The organism is Kitasatospora sp. NPDC048540 (assembly GCF_040651175.1).
Lineage (GTDB): Bacteria > Actinomycetota > Actinomycetes > Streptomycetales > Streptomycetaceae > Kitasatospora.
The window spans coordinates 1-19,368 of record NZ_JBEZIR010000047.1 but is presented as its reverse complement, the minus strand read 5'-3'; the positions used below and the strand labels follow the sequence as shown (position 1 = coordinate 19,368).

12 protein-coding genes and 1 pseudogene are annotated in these 19,368 nt (G+C 73.6%); 7 read left to right on the top strand and 6 right to left on the bottom strand.

The annotated features are described in order from the left end of the window. Positions 1–341 precede the first annotated feature (341 nt). A pseudogene (locus AB0D08_RS19835) lies at positions 342–767 on the top strand (universal stress protein); the annotation flags it as partial. 393 nt (positions 768–1,160) lie between these two features. Here the strand turns inward: AB0D08_RS19835 and AB0D08_RS19830 are convergent. From AB0D08_RS19830 to AB0D08_RS19815, 4 genes are all read right to left on the bottom strand, one after another. Continuing rightward, positions 1,161–2,351 carry an acyl-CoA dehydrogenase family protein gene (locus AB0D08_RS19830; protein WP_359890242.1) on the bottom strand — a complete coding sequence of 397 codons (1,191 nt, stop codon included), beginning with the start codon at positions 2,349–2,351 and terminating at the stop codon, positions 1,161–1,163. A 261-nt stretch (positions 2,352–2,612) separates the two neighbouring features. Next, a complete protein-coding gene (locus AB0D08_RS19825) occupies positions 2,613–3,569 on the bottom strand; it encodes a hydroxymethylglutaryl-CoA lyase (RefSeq protein WP_033818167.1) in 957 nt (318 codons plus the stop codon). Positions 3,570–3,676: 107 nt separating this feature from the next. Beyond that, complete coding sequence (locus tag AB0D08_RS19820; RefSeq protein ID WP_359890240.1) at positions 3,677–5,968, bottom strand: biotin carboxylase N-terminal domain-containing protein; 2,292 nt, start codon at positions 5,966–5,968, stop codon at positions 3,677–3,679. Between the two features lie 154 nt (positions 5,969–6,122). Next, positions 6,123–7,880: a carboxyl transferase domain-containing protein gene (locus AB0D08_RS19815; RefSeq protein ID WP_082526213.1), complete on the bottom strand. Its 1,758-nt coding sequence runs from the start codon at positions 7,878–7,880 to the stop codon at positions 6,123–6,125. 129 nt (positions 7,881–8,009) lie between these two features. Between AB0D08_RS19815 and AB0D08_RS19810 the strand changes: the two genes are divergently transcribed. Beyond that, positions 8,010–8,657, top strand: coding sequence for a TetR/AcrR family transcriptional regulator (locus tag AB0D08_RS19810; RefSeq protein ID WP_149037910.1), 648 nt, complete (start codon positions 8,010–8,012; stop codon positions 8,655–8,657). Positions 8,658–9,014: 357 nt separating this feature from the next. Beyond that, the gene (locus AB0D08_RS19805) at positions 9,015–13,049 is read left to right on the top strand and encodes an ABC transporter transmembrane domain-containing protein (RefSeq protein WP_359890236.1); all 4,035 of its coding nucleotides are present in this window, start codon (positions 9,015–9,017) and stop codon (positions 13,047–13,049) included. 116 nt (positions 13,050–13,165) lie between these two features. Here the strand turns inward: AB0D08_RS19805 and AB0D08_RS19800 are convergent, their stop codons facing one another. Next, a complete protein-coding gene (locus AB0D08_RS19800) occupies positions 13,166–14,044 on the bottom strand; it encodes an ATP-grasp domain-containing protein (RefSeq protein ID WP_033818170.1) in 879 nt (292 codons plus the stop codon). Positions 14,045–14,162: 118 nt separating this feature from the next. On the opposite strand from AB0D08_RS19800, the gene AB0D08_RS19795 reads away from it, so the two are divergent. Then, complete coding sequence (locus AB0D08_RS19795; RefSeq protein ID WP_359890233.1) at positions 14,163–14,711, top strand: NUDIX domain-containing protein; 549 nt, start codon at positions 14,163–14,165, stop codon at positions 14,709–14,711. A gap of 103 nt (positions 14,712–14,814) precedes the next feature. On the opposite strand, the gene AB0D08_RS19790 is transcribed toward AB0D08_RS19795, so the two are convergent. Then, positions 14,815–15,771: a hypothetical protein gene (locus AB0D08_RS19790; RefSeq protein ID WP_359890231.1), complete on the bottom strand. Its 957-nt coding sequence runs from the start codon at positions 15,769–15,771 to the stop codon at positions 14,815–14,817. 324 nt (positions 15,772–16,095) lie between these two features. Here AB0D08_RS19790 and trpS point away from each other — a divergent pair, with 324 nt between their 5' ends. The 3 genes from trpS (at position 16,096) to AB0D08_RS19775 (ending at position 19,031) form a co-directional block, all read left to right on the top strand. After that, the gene (gene trpS / locus AB0D08_RS19785; protein ID WP_359890229.1) at positions 16,096–17,106 is read left to right on the top strand and encodes a tryptophan--tRNA ligase; all 1,011 of its coding nucleotides are present in this window, start codon (positions 16,096–16,098) and stop codon (positions 17,104–17,106) included. Between the two features lie 130 nt (positions 17,107–17,236). Continuing rightward, on the top strand, positions 17,237–18,256 hold the full coding sequence (locus AB0D08_RS19780) for an LD-carboxypeptidase (RefSeq protein ID WP_359890227.1): 1,020 nt from the start codon (positions 17,237–17,239) through the stop codon (positions 18,254–18,256). Positions 18,257–18,296: 40 nt separating this feature from the next. After that, positions 18,297–19,031 (top strand): nucleoside/nucleotide kinase family protein, encoded by a 735-nt coding sequence (locus AB0D08_RS19775; protein WP_359890224.1) that lies wholly within the window; start codon positions 18,297–18,299, stop codon positions 19,029–19,031. Positions 19,032–19,368 lie beyond the last annotated feature (337 nt).

The following is a 19,368-nucleotide window of genomic DNA, read 5'->3' as shown; positions in this document are numbered from 1 at the left end:
TTGAGCCTCCCGGATCCGCCCCTGCGGATGCCGCCGCGCGACGGGTCGATGACTCCGTACCGAGCCCCAGGGCGCCCCGGTGGCTTGCCCTGGCATGGGTGCGTGAGCTCGTCCGGTTGGGTCGGACGAACCGGGTGACGTTGAAGGGACAGGTGTCGGGGCGGCAGCGGGTGTCAGGGATGCCGGCGCCCCGGGCGGAAGCCGTACGCCGCGACGGCGCCGGCGACGCCGCACAGACCGGCGGTGCCGGGGCCGTGCCAGGACGGCGGACCGATGCCGGTCCGGTCGGCGGCCCGATGGACGGGGAGCCGGGCGTTCAGGAGCAGGCCGCGCGGGAACTGGATCCGGCCTTCCAGCACGGCGTGGTCGTCGGCTTCGACGGATCGTTGTCGAGTGAGCGTGCGCTCGCCTACGCCGTCGGCATGGCCAGGCGCTCACAGTGCGGGCTGGTGATCGTCCATGTGGCCAACCGGCTGCCGGCCACGGTCTGGGCGGGATGCGAGCCGCCGGTCTTCGTGGATCTACCCGACCACCGCACCGAGATCCTGGGGTTGGAACTCGCCTGTGCCGACTTCCTGGCCGGCGTGCCGTGGATCCTGGTCGAGCGTGGTGGGGACATCTGCCATGAGATCGAGGAGGTCGGCCGCGAGTACGCCGCCGACGCGATCGTCGTCGGCAGCACCCACGGGCTGCTGGGCAAGCTGTTCGGATCGGTGTCGAGCCGGCTGGCCCGCAGGGCCAACCGGCCCGTCATCGTGATCCCCTGACGGGGTGTCGGCGCCGACGGACGCACCGCCGAAGTAGGCGGTCCGGCGCCTGACCGGCCGGCCGGCAGCGCGTTGATCTCTCCGGCCGCCTGCCCGGGTGCCGCCCGGGTCGCCTCCGGTCGCCGACCGGCGTCAGGGTATAGCGGCTGGTGAGAGTGAGGGCGGAATCGGCCACGGGATCGAGCGTGCGGCCGGCGTGGCCGCGCACCGGTCGGCGGGTCGGTTGGATCGGTGGAACGGGCGGACTGGTTGGCGGGTCGGCGGGTCGGTGTGGCCCCCCGGGGCCGACCTGATGGCCGGCCCCGAGGGGGCGTGCCTCCGACAGCCGGTTGCCCCCGGTGGATGGGCTCCCGGCAGCCGGTCGGCGACGGATGTCCTTACCGGCAAGCCGGTTCAGTACTTCATGCCCAGCTCGCGCGCGATGAGCATGCGCTGCACCTCGGAGGTACCCTCGCCGATCTCCAGGATCTTGGAGTCTCGCCAGAACCTGGCGACCGGGAACTCGTTCATGAAGCCGTAGCCGCCGTGGATCTGGGTGGCCTCGCGAGCGTTGTCGACGGCGGCCTCGGACGCGTACAGCTTGGCGATCGCAGCCTCCTTCTTGAACGGCTCGTTGTGCAGCAGCCGGGAGGCGGCGTCCCGCCAGGCCAGGCGGGCGGTGTGGGCGCGCATCTCCATGTCGGCAAGCTTGAACTGGATGATCTGGTTGGCGCCGATCGGGCGGCCGAAGGCTCGGCGCTCGCCGGCGTACTTGAGTGACTCGTCGACACATCCCTGCGCCAGGCCGGTGGACAGGGCTGCGATGGCGATGCGGCCCTCGTCGAGGATCCGCAGGAACTGGGCGTAGCCGCGGCCGCGCGGGCCGAGCAGGTTTTCAGCGGGGACACGGCAGTCGGTGAAGGACAGTTCGCGGGTGTCGGAGGCGTTCCACCCGACCTTGGAGTACTTCTTGGACACCTGGAACCCCGGAGTTCCAGTGGGCACGATGATGGACGAGATCTCGCGGCTTGGCGAGGACTCCGTGCCACCTTCACTCGAACGAGCGATCGGTTCGGTCAGGGCGGTCACCGTGACCAGCCCGGTGATCTCGGTACCGGAGTTGGTGATGAAGCACTTGGTGCCGTTGATCACCCACTCGTTGGTGGCCTCGTCGAAGCGGGCCGTGGTGCGGGTCGCGCCGGCGTCGCTGCCGCCCTCGGGCTCGGTGAGGCCGAAGGCGCCGAGCATCTCGCCCGAGGTCAGCTTGGGCAGCCAGGTCCGCTTCTGCTCCTCCGTGCCGAACCGGTAGATCGGCATCGCGCCGAGCGAGACCGCGGCCTCCAGCGTGATGGCCACCGAGGAGTCCACCCGGGCCAGTTCCTCCAGCACCAGGCCGAGCGCGAAGTAGTCGCCGCCCATGCCGCCGTACTCCTCCGGGAAGGGCAGGCCGAACAGGCCCATCCGACCCATCTCCCGGATGATCTCGTACGGGAACTCGCCCTGCTCGTAGAAGTCGCCGATCTTCGGCGCCACCACGTCCTGGGAGAACTCTTCGACGGTGCGGCGCAGTTGCTCGTACTCGTGGTCCAGTCGGTGGTCGAGCATGGGGATCCTCCTGGGATCGGGCCGATGAGGCCGAGGTGAGGGAGATTCGGTGGGAGGCCGGAGGGTCCGGCGCGGACCGGTCGGTCCGGGGCGGGCCGGTGGCCGTTGCCGGGTCGGCGGGGTCAGCCGTCGGGCCCGACCGTGGTGTTCAGCTGTCGGTCCGGGGCCCGGACGCCGGGGTGGCCGGCGTCCGGGGGAGCACCCGGGGCGGAAGTGCGGGTTGTGACGGTCGCGGACCCGGCCGGGCTCGGTCGGCCGGGCTCAGTCGCCCGGGCCGAGCAGGGCGCGGACGGTCCGCGACTGGCTGGGTCGGCCGAGCTGCCGGGCCATCCAGCCACTGGTCGCGACGAGGGAGGTCAGGTCGACCCCGGTCTCGATGCCCAGGCCGTGCAGCATCCAGACCAGGTCCTCGGTGGCGAGGTTGCCGGTGGCGCTCTTGGCGTACGGGCAGCCACCCAGGCCGCCCGCCGACGCGTCCACCACCGTCACGCCGCTCCTGAGCGCGGCGAGGGTGTTGGCCAGCGCCTGGCCGTACGTGTCGTGGAAGTGCACCGCGAGCCGCTCGATCGGCACGCCGACCCGCACGAACGCGGCCAGCAGGCCCTGCACCTGGCCCGGGGTGGCCACCCCGATGGTGTCGCCGAGGCTCAGCTCGGTGCAGCCGAACTCCAGCAGCTGCAGACCGTGGCGGACCACCTGCTCGGCGGCCACCGGGCCCTCCCACGGGTCGCCGAAGCACATCGAGAGGTAGCCGCGGACCGGCACCCCGGCCGCGGTGGCCCGCTCGACGACCGGCCGGAACATCGCCATCGCCTCGTCCGCGGACCGGTTGAGGTTGCGCCGTGCGAAGGTCTCGGTGGCGCTGGCGAAGACCGCGACGTCGGAGACCTGGTGCTCGAACGCCCGGTCCAGGCCGCGCTCGTTCGGCACCAGCACCGGCAACCGGAGTCCCGGGTGCTTCCCGGGCAGGTCGGCCAGCCGGGGCATCAGCTGTTCGGCGTCGGCCAGCTGGGGCACCCACTTCGGGTGGACGAAGCTGGTCGCCTCCACGGTGCGGAGCCCGGCGGCGGCGAGCCGGGCGATGAACTCGGCCTTCACCTCCAGCGGCACCAGGGCGCTCTCGTTCTGCAGCCCGTCGCGCGGCCCGACCTCGTGGATCCGCACCCGGGCCGGCAGTGTCGGGTCGGTCACCGGGTCGGGCAGACCGAGTTCGAGCACGCCCGGCTCGCGGCCGCCGTCCCCCGCCGCGGTGGTACCGGCGTCCGCAGCGGTCGCCGCCTGCGCGGTGGCGGTGTCCGGCGCGGGCTCGTGCTGCGCCTGCGCCGTCACGATGCCACCTCCACGGGTGAACCTGCCTGGGCGGCTGCGGCGTCCTCGGGCGCCGTCACCACGGCGAGCAACTCGTCCATCGCGACGGTGCCGCCCGCGGTGGCCCGGAGTTCGCTGACCGTGCCGTCGTAGGGGGCCGCGATCACATGCTCCATCTTCATCGCCTCCAGGACCAGCAGGGCCTGCCCGCGCTTGACCTGCTCGCCGACGGCGGCCTTGACCACCGTCACCGTGCCGGGCATCGGCGCGGTGAGGGCGCCGTGCTGGGTGGCGCCGGCGGCGGTGCGCTCGGCGACCGGGTCGTAGGGGTGGACCGCCGCGGCGTCGCCCGCCAGACCCAGCCAGCGGACCGGGTGGAACGGCGCGTTGTCAGTGGTGTGTGCGAACGTCGTCTGCAACCCGTCGACGGTGACGGTGAGCCGGTGTCCGGCACGGGTGGCCCGGGCGCGCCGGATCGGTCCGTCGCCGAGCCGGACGTCCAGGTCAGCGCCACCGCCTGACGGATTGTCAGTGGCGTCTGCAAGGGTGGCCGCGGTGCTGGGGCGGACCTGGACGGTGACCGGGTCCCGGCCCGGCAGCCGGAGGTGGTGGGTGGTCCAGGCGGCCTCGCCGCCCATGCGCCACCCGGACGGAAGGGAGAACGGATCGGTCCAGCCGCCGCCCGCCGTGGCGGGGTCGAGCTCCAGTTGCCGGGCCAAGGCGGCGGCGTGGAGGAGCAGTTCCACCGCAGTCGCCTCGGAGGCCGGTGTTTCGGGGCCGGGCGCTTCGGATCCGGCCGCGGGTGACGGCTCGTTCGAGCCACCCCGAGCGTCGGTGGAAGTGCCGGCGTCGGTGTCGGTCTGGGCGTACGGAGAGGCCAGCAGTACAGGGGTCTGCTGGGTGGTCCGTTCGACCAGTCCGGTGTCCAGGTGCCCGGAGACGACGTCCGGGTGTGCCAGCAGGCGCCGGAGGAAACCGGTGTTGGTCGTCACGCCGAGGATCTCGGTGTCGGCGAGTGCGGCGCGCAGTCTGCGCAGCGCGGTCGGGCGGTCGGGCCCGTACGCGATGACCTTCGCCAGCATGGGGTCGTACAGGCTGCCGATCTCGGTGCCGGCCGTGACACCGCTGTCCACCCGGATGCCTTCGCCGGTCGGCTCGCTCAGGTACAGGATCCGGCCGCCGGTGGGCAGGAAGTCGCGGTCGGGGTCCTCGGCGCAGATCCGGGCCTCGACGGCGTGGCCCAGGAAGGAGACGTCCGTCTGCTCGAACGGCAGCGGCTCGCCGGCGGCGACCCGAAGCTGCCACTCCACCAGGTCCAGCCGCTGGGGGTGCGCGGTGTCCGCTCCCACGGCGATGGCCAGCTCGGTGACCGGGTGCTCGACCTGGAGCCGGGTGTTCATCTCCATGAAGAAGAAGTCCATGACCCCCTCGGGGGCGGGCCGGTCCGGGTCCAGGCCGGGCACGATGAACTCCACCGTGCCGGCCCCGGTGTAGCCGCAGGCCTCGGCGGCCCGGACGGCGGCCTCGCCCATGGCCGCGCGGGTCTCCGGGTTCAGAAGGACGGAGGGTGCCTCTTCGATCAGCTTCTGGTGGCGGCGCTGCAGGCTGCACTCGCGCTCGCCGAGGTGGACGGTCCGGCCGTGGGTGTCGGCCAGGACCTGGACCTCGATGTGCCGTGGGCGGTCGACCCAGCGCTCCAGCAGCAGGGTGTCGTCGCCGAACGCGGTGCGGGCCACCCGGCGGGCCGCCGCGAGCTCGGCCGGGAGGTCGGCGGGGTCGCGGACCAGTCGCATGCCCTTGCCGCCGCCACCGGCGGACGGCTTGAGCAGGACGGGGTAGCCGATCTCGTCCGCCGCCCGGGTCAGGTCCTCGTCGGTCGGCGAGCCGCCCTGGCTGCCCGGGACCACGGGCACGCCGGCGACCCGGACGGCCTCCTTGGCGTTGATCTTGTCGCCCATCAGCTCCACCGCACCCGGCGGCGGGCCGATGAACGCCAGCCCGGCCTCGGCGCAGGCCCGGGCGAAACCCGGGTTCTCCGCGAGGAACCCGTACCCGGGGTGGACGGCCTGGGCACCGGTCCGCCGGGCCGCGGCCAGGATCTGGTCGGTGCGCAGGTAGGTCTCGGCGGCCGAGCTGTCGCTGCGGTCCGTCGGTCCGAGGCGTACGGCCAGGTCGGCGGCGCGGACGTGGGGCGCGTCGGCGTCCGCGTCGCTGTGGACCGCGACCGACCGGACGCCGAGCCGCCGCAGTGTGCGGATCACCCGCAGGGCGATCTCGCCCCGGTTGGCGACGAGAACGGTGTCGAACATGGGAGGTGTTCCTCCTGGTCGAGGAGAGCCGCCTGGGTGTGGCGGCCGGGGTGGGGCAGCGAGGGTGTGCGGTTCGGGTTCGGTCGGTCCGGACGGTCCAGGCAGTTCGGGCGACCCAGGCAGTTCGGGCGGTACGGCCGGGGACGGCCGCCGGTCACATGCGGAAGACGCCGTACGGCCGCGGTTCGGCCAGCGGTGCGTTGGCGCAGGCGGTGAGGGCGAGGCCGAGCGCCGTGCGGGTGTCGAGCGGGTCGATCACGCCGTCGTCCCAGAGCCGGGCGGTGGCGTAGTACGCGTTGCCCTGGCGCTCGTACTGCTCCCGGACCGGACGCTTGAACTCGTCCTCGGCCTCGACGGGCCACTGCTCGCCCTGGGCCTCCAACTGGTCCCGGCGCACGGTGGCCAGCACGGACGCGGCCTGCTCGCCGCCCATCACCGAGATCTTCGCCCCGGGCCACATCCACAGGAACCGCGGCGAGTACGCCCGGCCGCACATCGAGTAGTTACCGGCACCGTACGAGCCGCCGATCACCACCGTCAGCTTGGGCACCCGGGTGCAGGCCACCGCGGTGACCATCTTCGCCCCGTGCTTGGCGATCCCGCCGGCCTCGTACTGGCGGCCGACCATGAAACCGGTGATGTTCTGCAGGAACAGCAGCGGGATACCGCGCTGGTCGCACAGCTCGATGAAGTGCGCGCCCTTGAGCGCGGACTCGGCGAACAGCACGCCGTTGTTGGCGACGATGCCCACCGGGTGCCCGTGGATCTTGGCGAACCCGGTCACCAGGGTGTTCCCGTACTCGGCCTTGAACTCGGCGAAGCGGCTGCCGTCGACCAGCCGGGCGATCACCTCGCGGACGTCGTACGGCGTGCGCGGGTCCACCGGCACCGCGCCGTACAGCCCGGCGGGGTCGACGGCCGGCGGCTCCACCGGCGCCAGCGGCCAGGGCCGGGGCGCGCGCGGGCCGAGCCCGGCGACGATGGTGCGGACGATGGACAGCGCGTGTGCGTCGTCCTCGGCCAGGTGGTCGGTCACCCCGGAGGTGCGGGAGTGGAGGTCGCCGCCGCCGAGCTCCTCGGCCGTCACCACCTCACCGGTCGCGGCCTTCACCAGCGGGGGGCCGCCGAGGAAGATGGTGCCCTGGTTGCGGACGATCACGGCCTGGTCGCTCATGGCCGGGACGTACGCCCCGCCCGCCGTGCAGGAGCCGAGCACCGCGGCGATCTGCGGGATGCCGGCGGCCGACAGCCGGGCCTGGTTGTAGAAGATCCGGCCGAAGTGGTCCCGGTCCGGGAAGACCTCGTCCTGCATCGGCAGGAAAGCGCCGCCCGAATCGACCAGGTAGATGCACGGCAGCCGGTTCTCCAGGGCCACCTCCTGCGCGCGCAGGTGCTTCTTGACCGTCATCGGGTAGTAGGTGCCGCCCTTGACGGTGGCGTCGTTGGCCACCACCACGACCTCGCGGCCGGCCACCCTGCCGATCCCGGCGATCACGCCGGCGGCGGGCGCCGCGCCGTCGTACAGGCCGTCGGCCGCCAGCGGGCAGAGCTCCAGGAAGGGGGAGCCCGGGTCGAGCAGGGTGTCCACCCGGTCGCGCGGGAGCAGCTTGCCGCGGGAGGTGTGCCGGGCCCGCGCCTTGGCGCCGCCGCCGAGCGCGGCGGCCGAGAGCTTCGCCCGGAGTTCGGCGACCAGGGCCCGGTGCGCCTCGACATTGGCCTTGTAGGCCGCGGACCCCGGGTCCGCCGCGCTCTCCAGCCGGGGCGCGGGCGCGGCGGCAGCGCTGCTGCGGCCCGAGCCGGCCGCTCCGTCGAGGTCGGCGACGCCGTCGAGGCCGAGCCCGGAACGGGCCGCCACGCTGGCGTTGGCGCCGACCGCCGCACCGGTCGTCGATCCAAAGGTTGAGAGGACCATCCCAAGAGCTCCCTTGCCCTCGGAGCCGAAGAGGTGGGCGGACGGAGGTGCCCGCGCCCCCATGTTAATGACCGTTAACTCCTGCCGTCAGGTTAACCGGCGATAACCCGGCTGTCTACGATGGGCGGCATGTCGAACGCCCCAGCCGCCTCCGGGCTCACCCGTCGCGATCAGATCCGCAAGGAGGCCGCCCGGCTGTTCGCGGCCCGCGGCTTCCTCGGGGTCGGGGTCGACGAGATCGGCAAAGCCGTCGGCATCAGCGGCCCCGGCCTCTACCGCCACTTCGCGGGCAAGGACGCCATGCTCGCCGACCTGCTGGTCGGGATCAGCGAGCGGCTGCTGGACGAGGGCCGCCGCCGCGCCGCCCAGGCCGACGGCCCCGTCGCCGTACTGGACGCCCTGATCCGCGGCCACGTCGACTTCGCGCTCGACGACCCGGATCTGATCACTCTGCACGACCGCGAGCTGCTGCACCTCAAGGAGGACGACCGGCGGCGGGTGCGCCGGCTGCAGCGCAAGTACGTGGAGCTCTGGGTGGAGATCGTCCGCGAGGCGTACCCGAGCCTCGCCGACCCCGGGGCCGAGCCGCTGGCCAGGGCCGCCGTGCACGCGGTCTTCGGGCTGCTGAACTCGACCCCGCACAGTGCCGGGTCCAGCCAGGCCCAGCCGGACCGTTCGGCCCTGCCGCGGGACGGCATGGCGACCCTGCTGCGCGGTCTGGCCCAGGGGGCGTTCGCGGCGGCCGCCGACGCCGCCGGGAGCCCGGCCGCAGCCTGAGCCCCGCACCGCCCAACCGCCCTGCACGCTCCCCGCAAAGGCTCCTCACGCCCCCGTCGCCCCTCGGGCGCCCCTGCGGCGTCGCGACCTTCGCGCGGCGGCGCGACCTTCCTGCGGCGTCGGCACATCGGCCGGCCCACCCTGGCGTCGACCGCGCCGGACGGCGCCGGCGGTCGGCAGATCTAGGACCAACGGGGGATCCGGCCGAGGCCGCCCGTCCGCTGCGGCGGGGCGGCCGGGCGGGGCATGGTGGGAGGGCGGGAAGGAACCGCGGCCACCGGTCGTTGAGCCTGCCGTCCGTTCATCTCGTTCGACCGCGATGGACGCCCCACCTGCGAATGGTTAGCATCCCTAAATATGCCTGAGAATCAAGGTTCCACCGCGGAGATATCCCGGCGAAACGGCAGGACCAGCGAGAACACCGGCAGCAGCCGCCACGGGCACGCAGCCACCGGGCGGCCGACGCCGTCCACCGGGCAGCCGAAGCCCTCCCGCGGGACCCCGGCCCCGTCGCCGACCGCGCCCGCTTCCCGGGCCGGCGCGGGGTGGCTGCGACGCCTGTCCGGCTACTGCTGGCACTACCGCCGCAACGTTCTGCTGGCGTTCGGCGCCTCGCTCCTCGGCATGGCGGTGACCGCGGTCGTCCCGCTGGTCACCAAGCTGATCATCGACGACGTGATCACCGCGCACACCCGGCCGCTCGCCCCCTGGGCGATCGTGCTGGTGCTGGCCGCGCTGCTGGTCTTCGTCTCGACCCAGGTGCGCCGCTACTACGGTGGCCAGCTCGCACTGGACGTCCAGCACGAGATGCGGGCCGACCTGTTCCGCTCCCTCACCCGTCTGGACGGTGCCCGGCAGGACAGGCTCGACACCGGCCAGGTGGTCGGCCGGGCCACCTCCGACCTCCAGCTGGTCAACGGGCTGCTGTCGATGCTCCCGATGATGACCGGCTACCTGCTGATGTTCGGGATGTCCCTCGGCGTGATGCTGTGGCTCTCGCCGCCGCTCACCCTGATCGCCCTGGTGATGGGCCCCGTGCTGTGGTGGCTCAGCACCCTGAGCCGCAAGCGCCTGTTCCCGGCCACCTGGGCCGCGCAGCAGGAGGCCGCCGCGGTCGCCGGCGTGGTCGACGCGGCCGTCGGCGGTGTCCGGGTGGTCAAGGGCTTCGGCCAGGAGGCCCAGGAGCGGACCAAGCTGGAACGGGTGTCCCGCGACCTGTACGCGGCCCGGCTCCGTTCGATCCGGCTGAACAGCCGCTACACCCCGGCCATGCAGGCCGTACCGGCGCTCGCGCAGGTCGCCGTGCTCGCGTTGGGCGGCTGGCTCGCGGTCCGCGGCAACGTCTCGCTCGGCACCTTCGTCGCCTTCTCGACCTACGTCGCCCAGCTGACCGGCCCGGTACGGATGCTGGCCATGGTGATCACCGTCGGCCAGCAGGCCAGGGCCGGTGTCGAGCGGGTGATGCAGCTGGTCGACCAGCAGCCGAAGATTAAGGAACGCCCGGATGCCCACGCGCTCGACCCCGCGCTCGCCGCGCCCGGCACCCCCGCCCTCGAACTGGCCGGCGTCGACTTCCACTACGACCACGAGCACGACGAGCACGACGAGAACGACGAGAACGAGGATCACGAGGAGCCCGAGCCCGACGGTCACGACGGTCACGACGACGGCCTCGCGTCCGCCGGGCCCGCGCGCAGCGAGCAGGCGGCACGGAAGGCCGAGCCCGTCCTGCACCGCCTCGACCTGAGCGTCGCCCCCGGCGAGACCGTCGCCCTGGTCGGTGCCTCCGGTTCGGGCAAGTCCACCGTGGCGCAGCTGGTCCCGCGCTTCTACGACCCGGTCGCCGGTGAGATCCGGCTCTTCGGGCACGACCTGCGCGAGCTGACCCTCGACTCGGTCCGCTCCACCGTCGGCATCGTGCCGGAGGACAGCTTCCTGTTCTCCGACACCGTCCGGACCAACATCTCCTACGGCCACCCGGAGGCCACCGAGGAGCAGATCACGGCGGCCGCCCGGGCCGCCCAGGCGGACGGCTTCATCCGCGAACTGCCCGACGGGTACGACACCAAGGTCGGCGAGCAGGGCCTCACCCTCTCCGGTGGTCAGCGCCAGCGGATCGCCCTGGCCCGCGCGATCCTCAGCGACCCGCGGATCCTGCTGCTCGACGACGCGACCTCGGCCGTCGACCCGCGGGTGGAGGCGGAGATCCACGAGGCGCTGCGCAGCGTGATGGAGGGCCGCACCACCCTGCTGATCGCGCACCGGCGCTCGACCCTCCAGCTCGCCGACCGGATCGCGGTGCTCGACCGCGGCCGCCTGGTCGACCTCGGCACCCACGACGAGCTGGAAGAGCGATGTCCGCTGTACCGGGCGCTCATCACCGACCCGGACGCGCTCGCCGAGCCGGAGCCCCCGCTCGACGACGCCGCCGACCCCGCAGGCGCCGCAGCCCCCGCCGACCAGGCCGGAACCCCGGCTGCTTCCACCGGCTCGGCCGCCCCGGCCGAGTCCACCGGCCCCGCCGCCCGGGCCCCGCGCGGTCCGGCCGGTGCCACCCCCGACCTGCTCGCCAAGGTCGCCGCCCTTCCTCCGGCCACCGACACACCGGAGGTCCCGGTCGCCGCCGCCGAGGCCGGCGACCCGGACTTCAGCCTCCGCCGGCTGCTCGCCCCGTTCCGGCGTCCACTGGCGCTGGCGCTGGCGCTGGTCGCCCTGGACACGGCGGCCGGTCTGGCCATCCCGATCCTGATCCGGCACGGCATCGACGACGGTGTGACCAAGGCCGCAATGTCCGGGGTGGCGGTCGCCGCGCTCGCCGCGCTGGTGATCGTGCTGCTCGACTGGCTGGTGCAGACCACCGAGACCAGGATCAGCGGCCGGACCGGTGAGCGGGTGCTGTACACCCTGCGGCTCAAGATCTTCGCCCACCTCAACCGGCTCGGGCTGGACTACTACGAGCGTGAGCTGACCGGCCGGATCATGACCCGGATGACCACCGACGTCGACTCGATCTCGACCTTTCTGCAGACCGGCGTGGTCACCGCGGTGGTCAGCCTGCTGACCTTCTTCGGCATCTTCGTCGCGCTGCTGGTCATCGACGCCGGGCTGGCCCTGGTGGTGTTCGCCGTGCTGCCCCTGCTGGTGGTGGCCACCCTGGTGTTCCGCAAGAAGTCGGCGGCGCAGTACCAGATCTCCCGTGACCTGATCAGCACCGTCAACGCCGACCTCCAGGAGAACGTCGCCGGGATGCGGATCGTCCAGGCGTTCCGCCGCCAGGACATCAACACCGACCGGTTCGTCGCCAACGGACTCGCCTACCGGGACGCCCGGGCCCGCGCGCAGCTCTACATCTCGCTCTACTTCCCGTTCGTCCAGTTCCTGTCCAGCGTCGCCGCCGCCCTGGTGCTGATCGTCGGCGCCTCCCGGGTGGAGGCGGGCACCCTGACCATCGGCGCCCTGGTCGCCTACCTGCTCTACATCGACCTGTTCTTCGCACCGGTCAACCAGCTCTCCCAGGTCTTCGACGGCTACCAGCAGGCCGCAGTCGGCCTCGGCCGGATCCGCGACCTGCTGCGCACCCCGACCAGCACCCCGCAGGCCGAGCGGCCCGTTCCGGTGGCGGACCTGCGCGGCGAGATCGAGTTCGCCGGGGTCGGCTTCGCCTACAACGGCGGTGGAGAGGGCAACCCGCAGGTGCTCACCGGCATCGACCTGAGGATCCCGGCCGGGCAGACCGTCGCTCTGGTCGGCGAGACCGGCGCGGGCAAGTCGACCCTGGTCAAGCTGGTCGCGCGGTTCTACGACGCGACGGTCGGCACGGTCCGGATCGACGGCCGCGACGTCACCTCGTACGACCTGGAGCAGTACCGGCACCGCCTGGGCGTCGTCCCGCAGGAGGCGTACCTGTTCGCGGGCACCGTGCGCGAGGCCATCGCGTACGGCCGGCCCGAGGCCACCGACGCCGAGATCGAGGAGGCCGCACGGGCGGTCGGCGCGCACGAGATGATCATGCGGCTGGTCGACGGCTACGGGCACCCGGTCGCCGCCCGCGGCCGCAACCTCTCGGCCGGGCAGCGCCAGCTCATCGCGCTGGCCCGGGCCGAACTGGTCAACCCGGACCTGCTGCTGCTCGACGAGGCGACCGCGGCCCTGGACCTGGCCAGCGAGGCCGCCGTCAACCGGGCCGCCGAGCGGCTCAGCGGCGGACGCACCACCCTGGTCATCGCCCACCGGCTCAGCACCGCCGAACGCGCCGACCGCGTGGTGGTGCTGGACCACGGCCGGGTGGTGGAGGACGGCACCCACAGCGAACTGCTCGCCCTCGGCGGCACCTACACCCGCCTGTGGGAGGCGTTCATCGCGGACGGCCACCCGGCACCCGTCGGCACCTGAGCCCCGTCGGCCCGGCCGGCCCGCCCCTACCCCCGGTGGGTACGGGCAGACCGGCCAACGGTCGACCAGCACTCGACCAGCGGTCAGGCGGCAATCGGGTAGCGGTCGGGTAGCGGTCAGGCGGCGATCAACGAGGTCAGCAGCGACCCCGGGCGCATCCCCTTCGGCAGGTCGCTGACCTGGCCGTCGCCCACCTCGACCACCCGCCACCCGCCGCCGTCCGCGCGCTGGGCCAGGTCGGTGGTGATGAAACGGCAGCCGAGCCGGCGGACCAGCGGCCGGACCTCGGACAGATCCGGTTCGGGCTCCAGCTCGGGAACGTCCGGGTGCGGCCCGACCAGCACCGGTTCGCCGTCCACCCACCAGACCCGGGCCTCCTGGGTGCGGCCCGCCTCGTCGCGCGCGAACTCCTCGTACCGCCGCAGCACCACCCCGCCCGCCAGGAACTCGCCCTGCAGCTCGACGAAGCGCCCGACCACCCGCCCGAGCCCCTCCAGGTCGGCGAGGTCCGGAACGTAACAGGCCTCGTCCCACTCGTGCTTGCGGGACTTCACGTAGTCCTTCACCACCGCCGGACCCCGTCCGCCCAGCAGCTCGGCCGCCGCCGCGAGCGCCCGGCTGTCCGGTGCGCCACCCGGGATCCAGGTGCTCGCCGGCGTCACACCGTCGAACACCTCGTACCAGCCGGGCAGTTGGTGCGCATCCGCATAGCCGGCCGGGGTGGTCAGCAGACTGCAGTCCCGGGCGGCGAGCGCCTCGCCGAGCGCCGCGTACGCCGCGACCGGCATCATCCACCCCCGGTACCAGAGCGGCCCCTGCCCGGGCGGGACCCGCCGGACGGCCTGCTCGGCGTCGCCCGCGAGCAGCGCGTCATGGTCGACCAGGACGCTCTCGCCGCCCAACTCCCGTACCTGCTGCGCCTCCCAGACGTAGTGCGGGTCGGGGCGGCGCGGTGCGAGCGGGTCCGCCGGAAAGAGGATCGAGGGTGCCTGCATGTGGATCAGGGTACGGCGGAACCGCCCTGCTGACAGGGCGGTTCCGGTCCGGTGGGACACGCGCCACAGCCACCGAAACCGGTCGACACGCCCCGGCGGCGGCTGTCAGGGTGGCCCGATGCGCATTCCGCGGCTACGGCCGAACCCGCCGGTCCGGCGCCGGCCCCGGCAGGCGGCCCGGACGGCCGTCCTCGACCCGCAGGGCTGGGTCTTTCTGCTGCGCTCCGACAACAGCGAGGTCGGCGTGCACTGGAACATGCCCGGCGGCGGCCTGGAGGAGGACGAGTCCCCGCAGGACGGGGCGTGCCGGGAACTCCACGAGGAGACCGGCTGGACCGACCTGGCACCCGGCCCGCTGCTGTGCACCTGGGAGCACGACTTCACCTGGCACGGCATCCCCGTCCGCCAGCACGAGCACATCTTCCTCGGCCGGGGCCCGCGCAGGCAGCCGGCCGGCGACCTGAGCGCCGTCCACCGGACCGACGGGATCCTCGACTGGCGCTGGTGGAGCCCCGCCGAGCTGGCCCGCGCCGACGCCGGACCGTTCTGGCCGCCGAACCTGCCTGCGCTGCTGGACACCGTGCGCCCGGACTGGTCGAACGGCCTCGCGCCGACCGAACCGGTCCACCTCGGGTACGTCCCGAACGGGCCACCGCGAGGGCGCTGACATCGCGACCCCGCCGCGACCCCGCCGCGACCCCGCCGCGGACGGGCTGCTGATCGGCAGCGGGCGGGCGGGCGGCGGATCGGCCGGGTGGGGCCCGCTGGTCTCAGAAGTTCCGCGGCCGGCGGTTCTCGGCCTTCCAGCCGTGCAGGTCGAGCTCCCGGTCGTGCAGCGCGTCGGGATTGATCAGCACCGACAGCCGCACCCCAGCCAACTGCTCGAACACGAGCCCGGTCGCGGCCAGCAGCAACTCGGTCGGCACCGACACCACGATCGCGGCCCGCCACGAGGGCAGCACCACCAGGCTGGTTCCACGGCCGGCCCGCACCAGGGTGGCGGCCACCCGCAGCGGCGGCCGGCCGCTCGACTGGGCCGCCACCTCCAGATGGGCGGGGGAGGCACCGATCAGCACCCCCAGCGGCGCGCCCGCCTTCACCGCGGCGGTCCCGTCGGTGGTCCCGTCAGCCGTCCCGTCGGCCGTCCCGTCCTGGACCGGCGACCCCACCGACGCCTCGGCGGGGCCGTACTCTGCCACCGGCCCGGCCGCCCGCGCGCCGTTCTCCGGGGACCCCGGCTGCGGATGGATCCGGCTCAGCCGGCGCGAAGGCGTCGGCCGCCGCAGCCGCCGCAACTGCCCGCCGACGGCCTCCGCACCCACCCGCGCGCCCGTTCCCGGTCCGTACTCCGCCACCGGCCCGGCCGCACCCGGCCCCGCACCCGGCCGCGCGCCCCGGTCCGCCGTCGAGCGGTGGTCCGGTGGCGGGAGTTCCCGCGACAGATCCACCCCGGCGGCCTCCAGCAGACGGCGCACCTCCGCCTCCGGCTGGTGACAGGCAGCGGCCAACTCCCCGACGTCCGCGCCCCGTTCGTAGGCCGTCCGGAGCCGGGCACCGAGCGCGCCGAGCAGCTTGGCGGCCGTCCGCGCCTCGACGTCGGCGCTGCCGGCCGGCAGCGCGTCACCGGCCTGCCAGAGCTCCGGCCGGTCGCGTACCGGTCCGTCAGCTGACGGCCGGTCGGGCTGGGCAGGTTCGGACGTGGACCTGGTCCGGTCGAGCGTGGTCATCGGTTACGGGCCCTCCGTGTGCGGGACACCGACGATCCTGCCCCACAAGCCGTGACGGGCCAAGGGCGCCCCGGCCCCACGGCACACCACCGGCAGAAAACCCCCACCGCCGCCGCCCGCCCCCGGCGTAGCATCGGCGGCATGAAGCCCCCGCACCTCGCTTCCCGCCTGAGCTGGTGGCCGTCCTAGGACGGCCACCCCTTCAGCACGACCAGGGCCGTCCGCTCGGACGGCCCTGTTGCATCTCCTGACGGACAGGTCCCCGACCGCCGCGGACGGCCGCACCCACCCCGCGCCCGCGCCCGTCACCGGAGGTCCACCCCCGTGCACACCGTCGAATCCGTCCGCCGCAGCCCGCACGCCCACCGTGTCCTCACCGGCGACCGCCCCACCGGCCCGCTCCACCTCGGCCACTACTTCGGCACCCTCCAGAACCGCATCCGCCTCCAGGACGCCGGGGTCGAACTCTTCCTGGTGATCGCCGACTACCAGGTCCTCACCGACCGGGACGTCGCCGACCGCCCGGCCGAGCACGCCGAGAACCTGGTGCTCGACTACCTGGCGGCCGGAGTCGACCCCCAGCGGGCCACGGTCTTCACCCACAGCTCCGTCCCCGCGCTCAACCAACTGCTGCTGCCCTTCCTCAGCCTGGTCAGCGTCGCCGAACTCGGCCGCAACCCGACCGTCAAGGACGAGATCGCACACTCCCGGCAGTCCGCCGTCAGCGGCCTGATGTTCACGTACCCGGTCCACCAGGCGGCCGACATCCTGTTCTGCAAGGCCGACCTGGTCCCCGTGGGCCAGGACCAGCTCCCGCACCTGGAAACCACCCGCACCATCGCCCGGCGCTTCAACGACCGCTACCGGACCGGCCTGTTCCCCGAACCCGAGGCACTGCTCTCCACCGCCCCCCTGCTCCCGGGCACCGACGGCGGCAAGATGAGCAAGAGCCGCGGCAACGCCATCGCGCTGGGCGCCACCGAGGACGAGACGGCCCGGCTGATCCGCGGCGCCACCACCGACGCCGACCGGCACATCGGCTACGACCCCCGGAACCGGCCGGGAGTCGCCGGCCTGCTCCAGCTCGCCGCGCTCTGCCAGGACCGCGACCCGCACGACGTGGCCGCGGAGATCGGATCCGGCGGCGCCGCCCGGCTCAAGGCCACCGTCACCGAGGCGGTCAACGAGCACCTGCGCCCGCTGCGCCGCCGACGCGCCGAACTCGCCACCGACCGGGGCCACCTGAGGGCCGTCCTCGCCGCCGGCAGCGAACGGGCCAACGCCGTCGCGAAAGCCACCCTCGACGAAGTACGGGCCGCCATGGGCTCGCTCTGACGCGCCCGGGACGCCGAGGCCGCGGAGTCCGCCGGAGTCCGTGGGGCACGGGGGAGTCCGCCGCGAATTCCGGCCCGCCTAAGGGGGATAACGTCATCGGCAGTGCACCGACGACCGGAAGGGCCTGTCGATGGTTCAGCTACCGTCCCCGCCGGCCGACCGCGGCCCCCGACCGCGCCACCTGGTCCCCGGTGACCAGGTGGCGCTGGTCGCGCCCAGCGGCCCGGTCGACCCCGCCCGGCTGGCACTCGGCACCCGGATCCTCCGGTCCTGGGGCCTGCGGCCGCGCCCCGCACCGCACCTCCTTGACCGCCACCCTGTCCTCGGCCACCTCGCCGGCACCGACGCCGACCGCGCGGCCGACTTCCAGTCGGCCTGGCTCGACCCCAGAACGGCGGCGGTCTTCTGCGCCCGCGGCGGCTACGGCACCCAGCGCATGGTCGAGCTGATCGACTGGGACGCGCTGCGCGCCGCACCCCCCAAAATCCTGATCGGCTTCAGCGATGCCACCGTCCTGCACGAGGCGGTCGCCCGGCACCTGGGCATCCCCACCCTTTACGGACCCATGCCCGGCGCCGTCTCCTTCTCCGCCGACCCCCCGACCGCCGAGCACCTGCGCCGCACCCTGTTCGAGCCCGCCGGCACTACGGTGCTGACCTCCCGCACCGCCGCCCCCCTCGTCCCCGGCCGGGCCCGAGGCACCACCGCCGGCGGCTGCGCCGCCGTGCTCGCCGCCGAGCGGGGCACCCGCACCGCCCGCCCTTCCTTCGCCGGCACCGTCCTGCTGCTGGAGGACGTCAACGAGCAGCCCTACCAACTCGACCGCATCCTGACCCAGCTGCTGCGCTCCGGGGCACTGGACGGTGTGGCCGGTATCGCCCTCGGCTCCTGGGCGGGCTGCGGCCCCGCCGACCGGGTGCGCGCGGTCATGCTGGACCGCCTCGCGCCCCTGGGCGTCCCCGTCCTGTGGGAACTGGGCTTCGGCCACAGCCCGTCCACCCTGACCGTCCCGTTGGGCGTCACCGTCACCCTCGACGCGGGCACCGGCACCCTCACCCTCGACGAGCCGGCCCTGGCCGCCCCCGCCCCCGCCCCCGCCTCAGCCTCCGCCCCCGCCCGTCCGGACGGCGCACCGCCGACGACCGGGTGAGGGCCGTCCGGAGCCGGCACTGCGTGGGTAAGGTGCGGCCATGCACGAGAAAGCCGGCCAGGACGGCGGAGCGGCCACCACCCCCACCGACCCGGCGGACCCGCCCGCCGCCGCACTGGAACGGGCGCTGCGCCTGCTGCACGGGCGGGCCGGGCGCACAGGCCGGATCATCCTGGGCCTGGCCGGCCCGCCGGCCGCGGGCAAGTCCACCCTGGCCCGGTACCTCGTCGACGAGGTCAACCGCCGGGAGGGCCCGGACACCGCGGCCCACCTCCCGCTCGACGGCTTCCACCTCTCCAACACCCAGCTCGACCGCCTCGGCCTGCGGACCCGCAAGGGCGCCCCCGAGACCTTCGACGCCTGGGGGTACGCCGCCCTGGTGACCCGTGCGGCCACCGAGCGCTTCCGGGACATCTACGTCCCCGACTTCGACCGGGACCTCGACGAGCCGATCGCCGCCCGCCACATCATCCGGCCGCACACCCGCCTGGTGGTGACCGAGGGCAACTACCTCGCCGTGCCGGCCGCCCCCTGGCAGACGGTCCGCGGGCTCCTGCGCGAACTCTGGTGGGTCGAGGCCCACGACACCGTCCGCGCCGAACGCCTGCTCCGCCGCCACCGGAGCACCGGCGAGACCCGCGAGAGCGCCGAGCAGCGGATCGCCGTCAACGACCACCCCAACGGCGAGTACGTGAGGCCGGGCGCTGCGGGGTGCGACTGGGCCGTCCCAAGTGGGCATTTGCCTTCGGCCACGGACGGGCGTACTGTTCTCTAGTCGCTCGGCTGGGAGCACCGGACACGTGTCTACGCGGACGGTCCCGGAGCGGCCAATCCCTTGAAACACCACTTCCCATTCGACTGGGCGCGTCTTGTCGTGCTCCAGTGCGAATTGGCGTGAGCGCTTTTATGGATTGCGGCCGGATTCGCTTTTCGGAGCGTGGATCGGCTAAGGTTTGAAACGTCGGACAGGCCGTCAGGCCGGCTCGACTGAGAGTAAGTCGGAGAATGAAGCCCCGGAAACGGAGCGGAAAACATCTGATAAGCTTGAAACACGAAAGAACGAAGCGCCCGGAGGGCCCGCTGGAAGGCGGTCCGAAGGAAGTGTCCGTTCC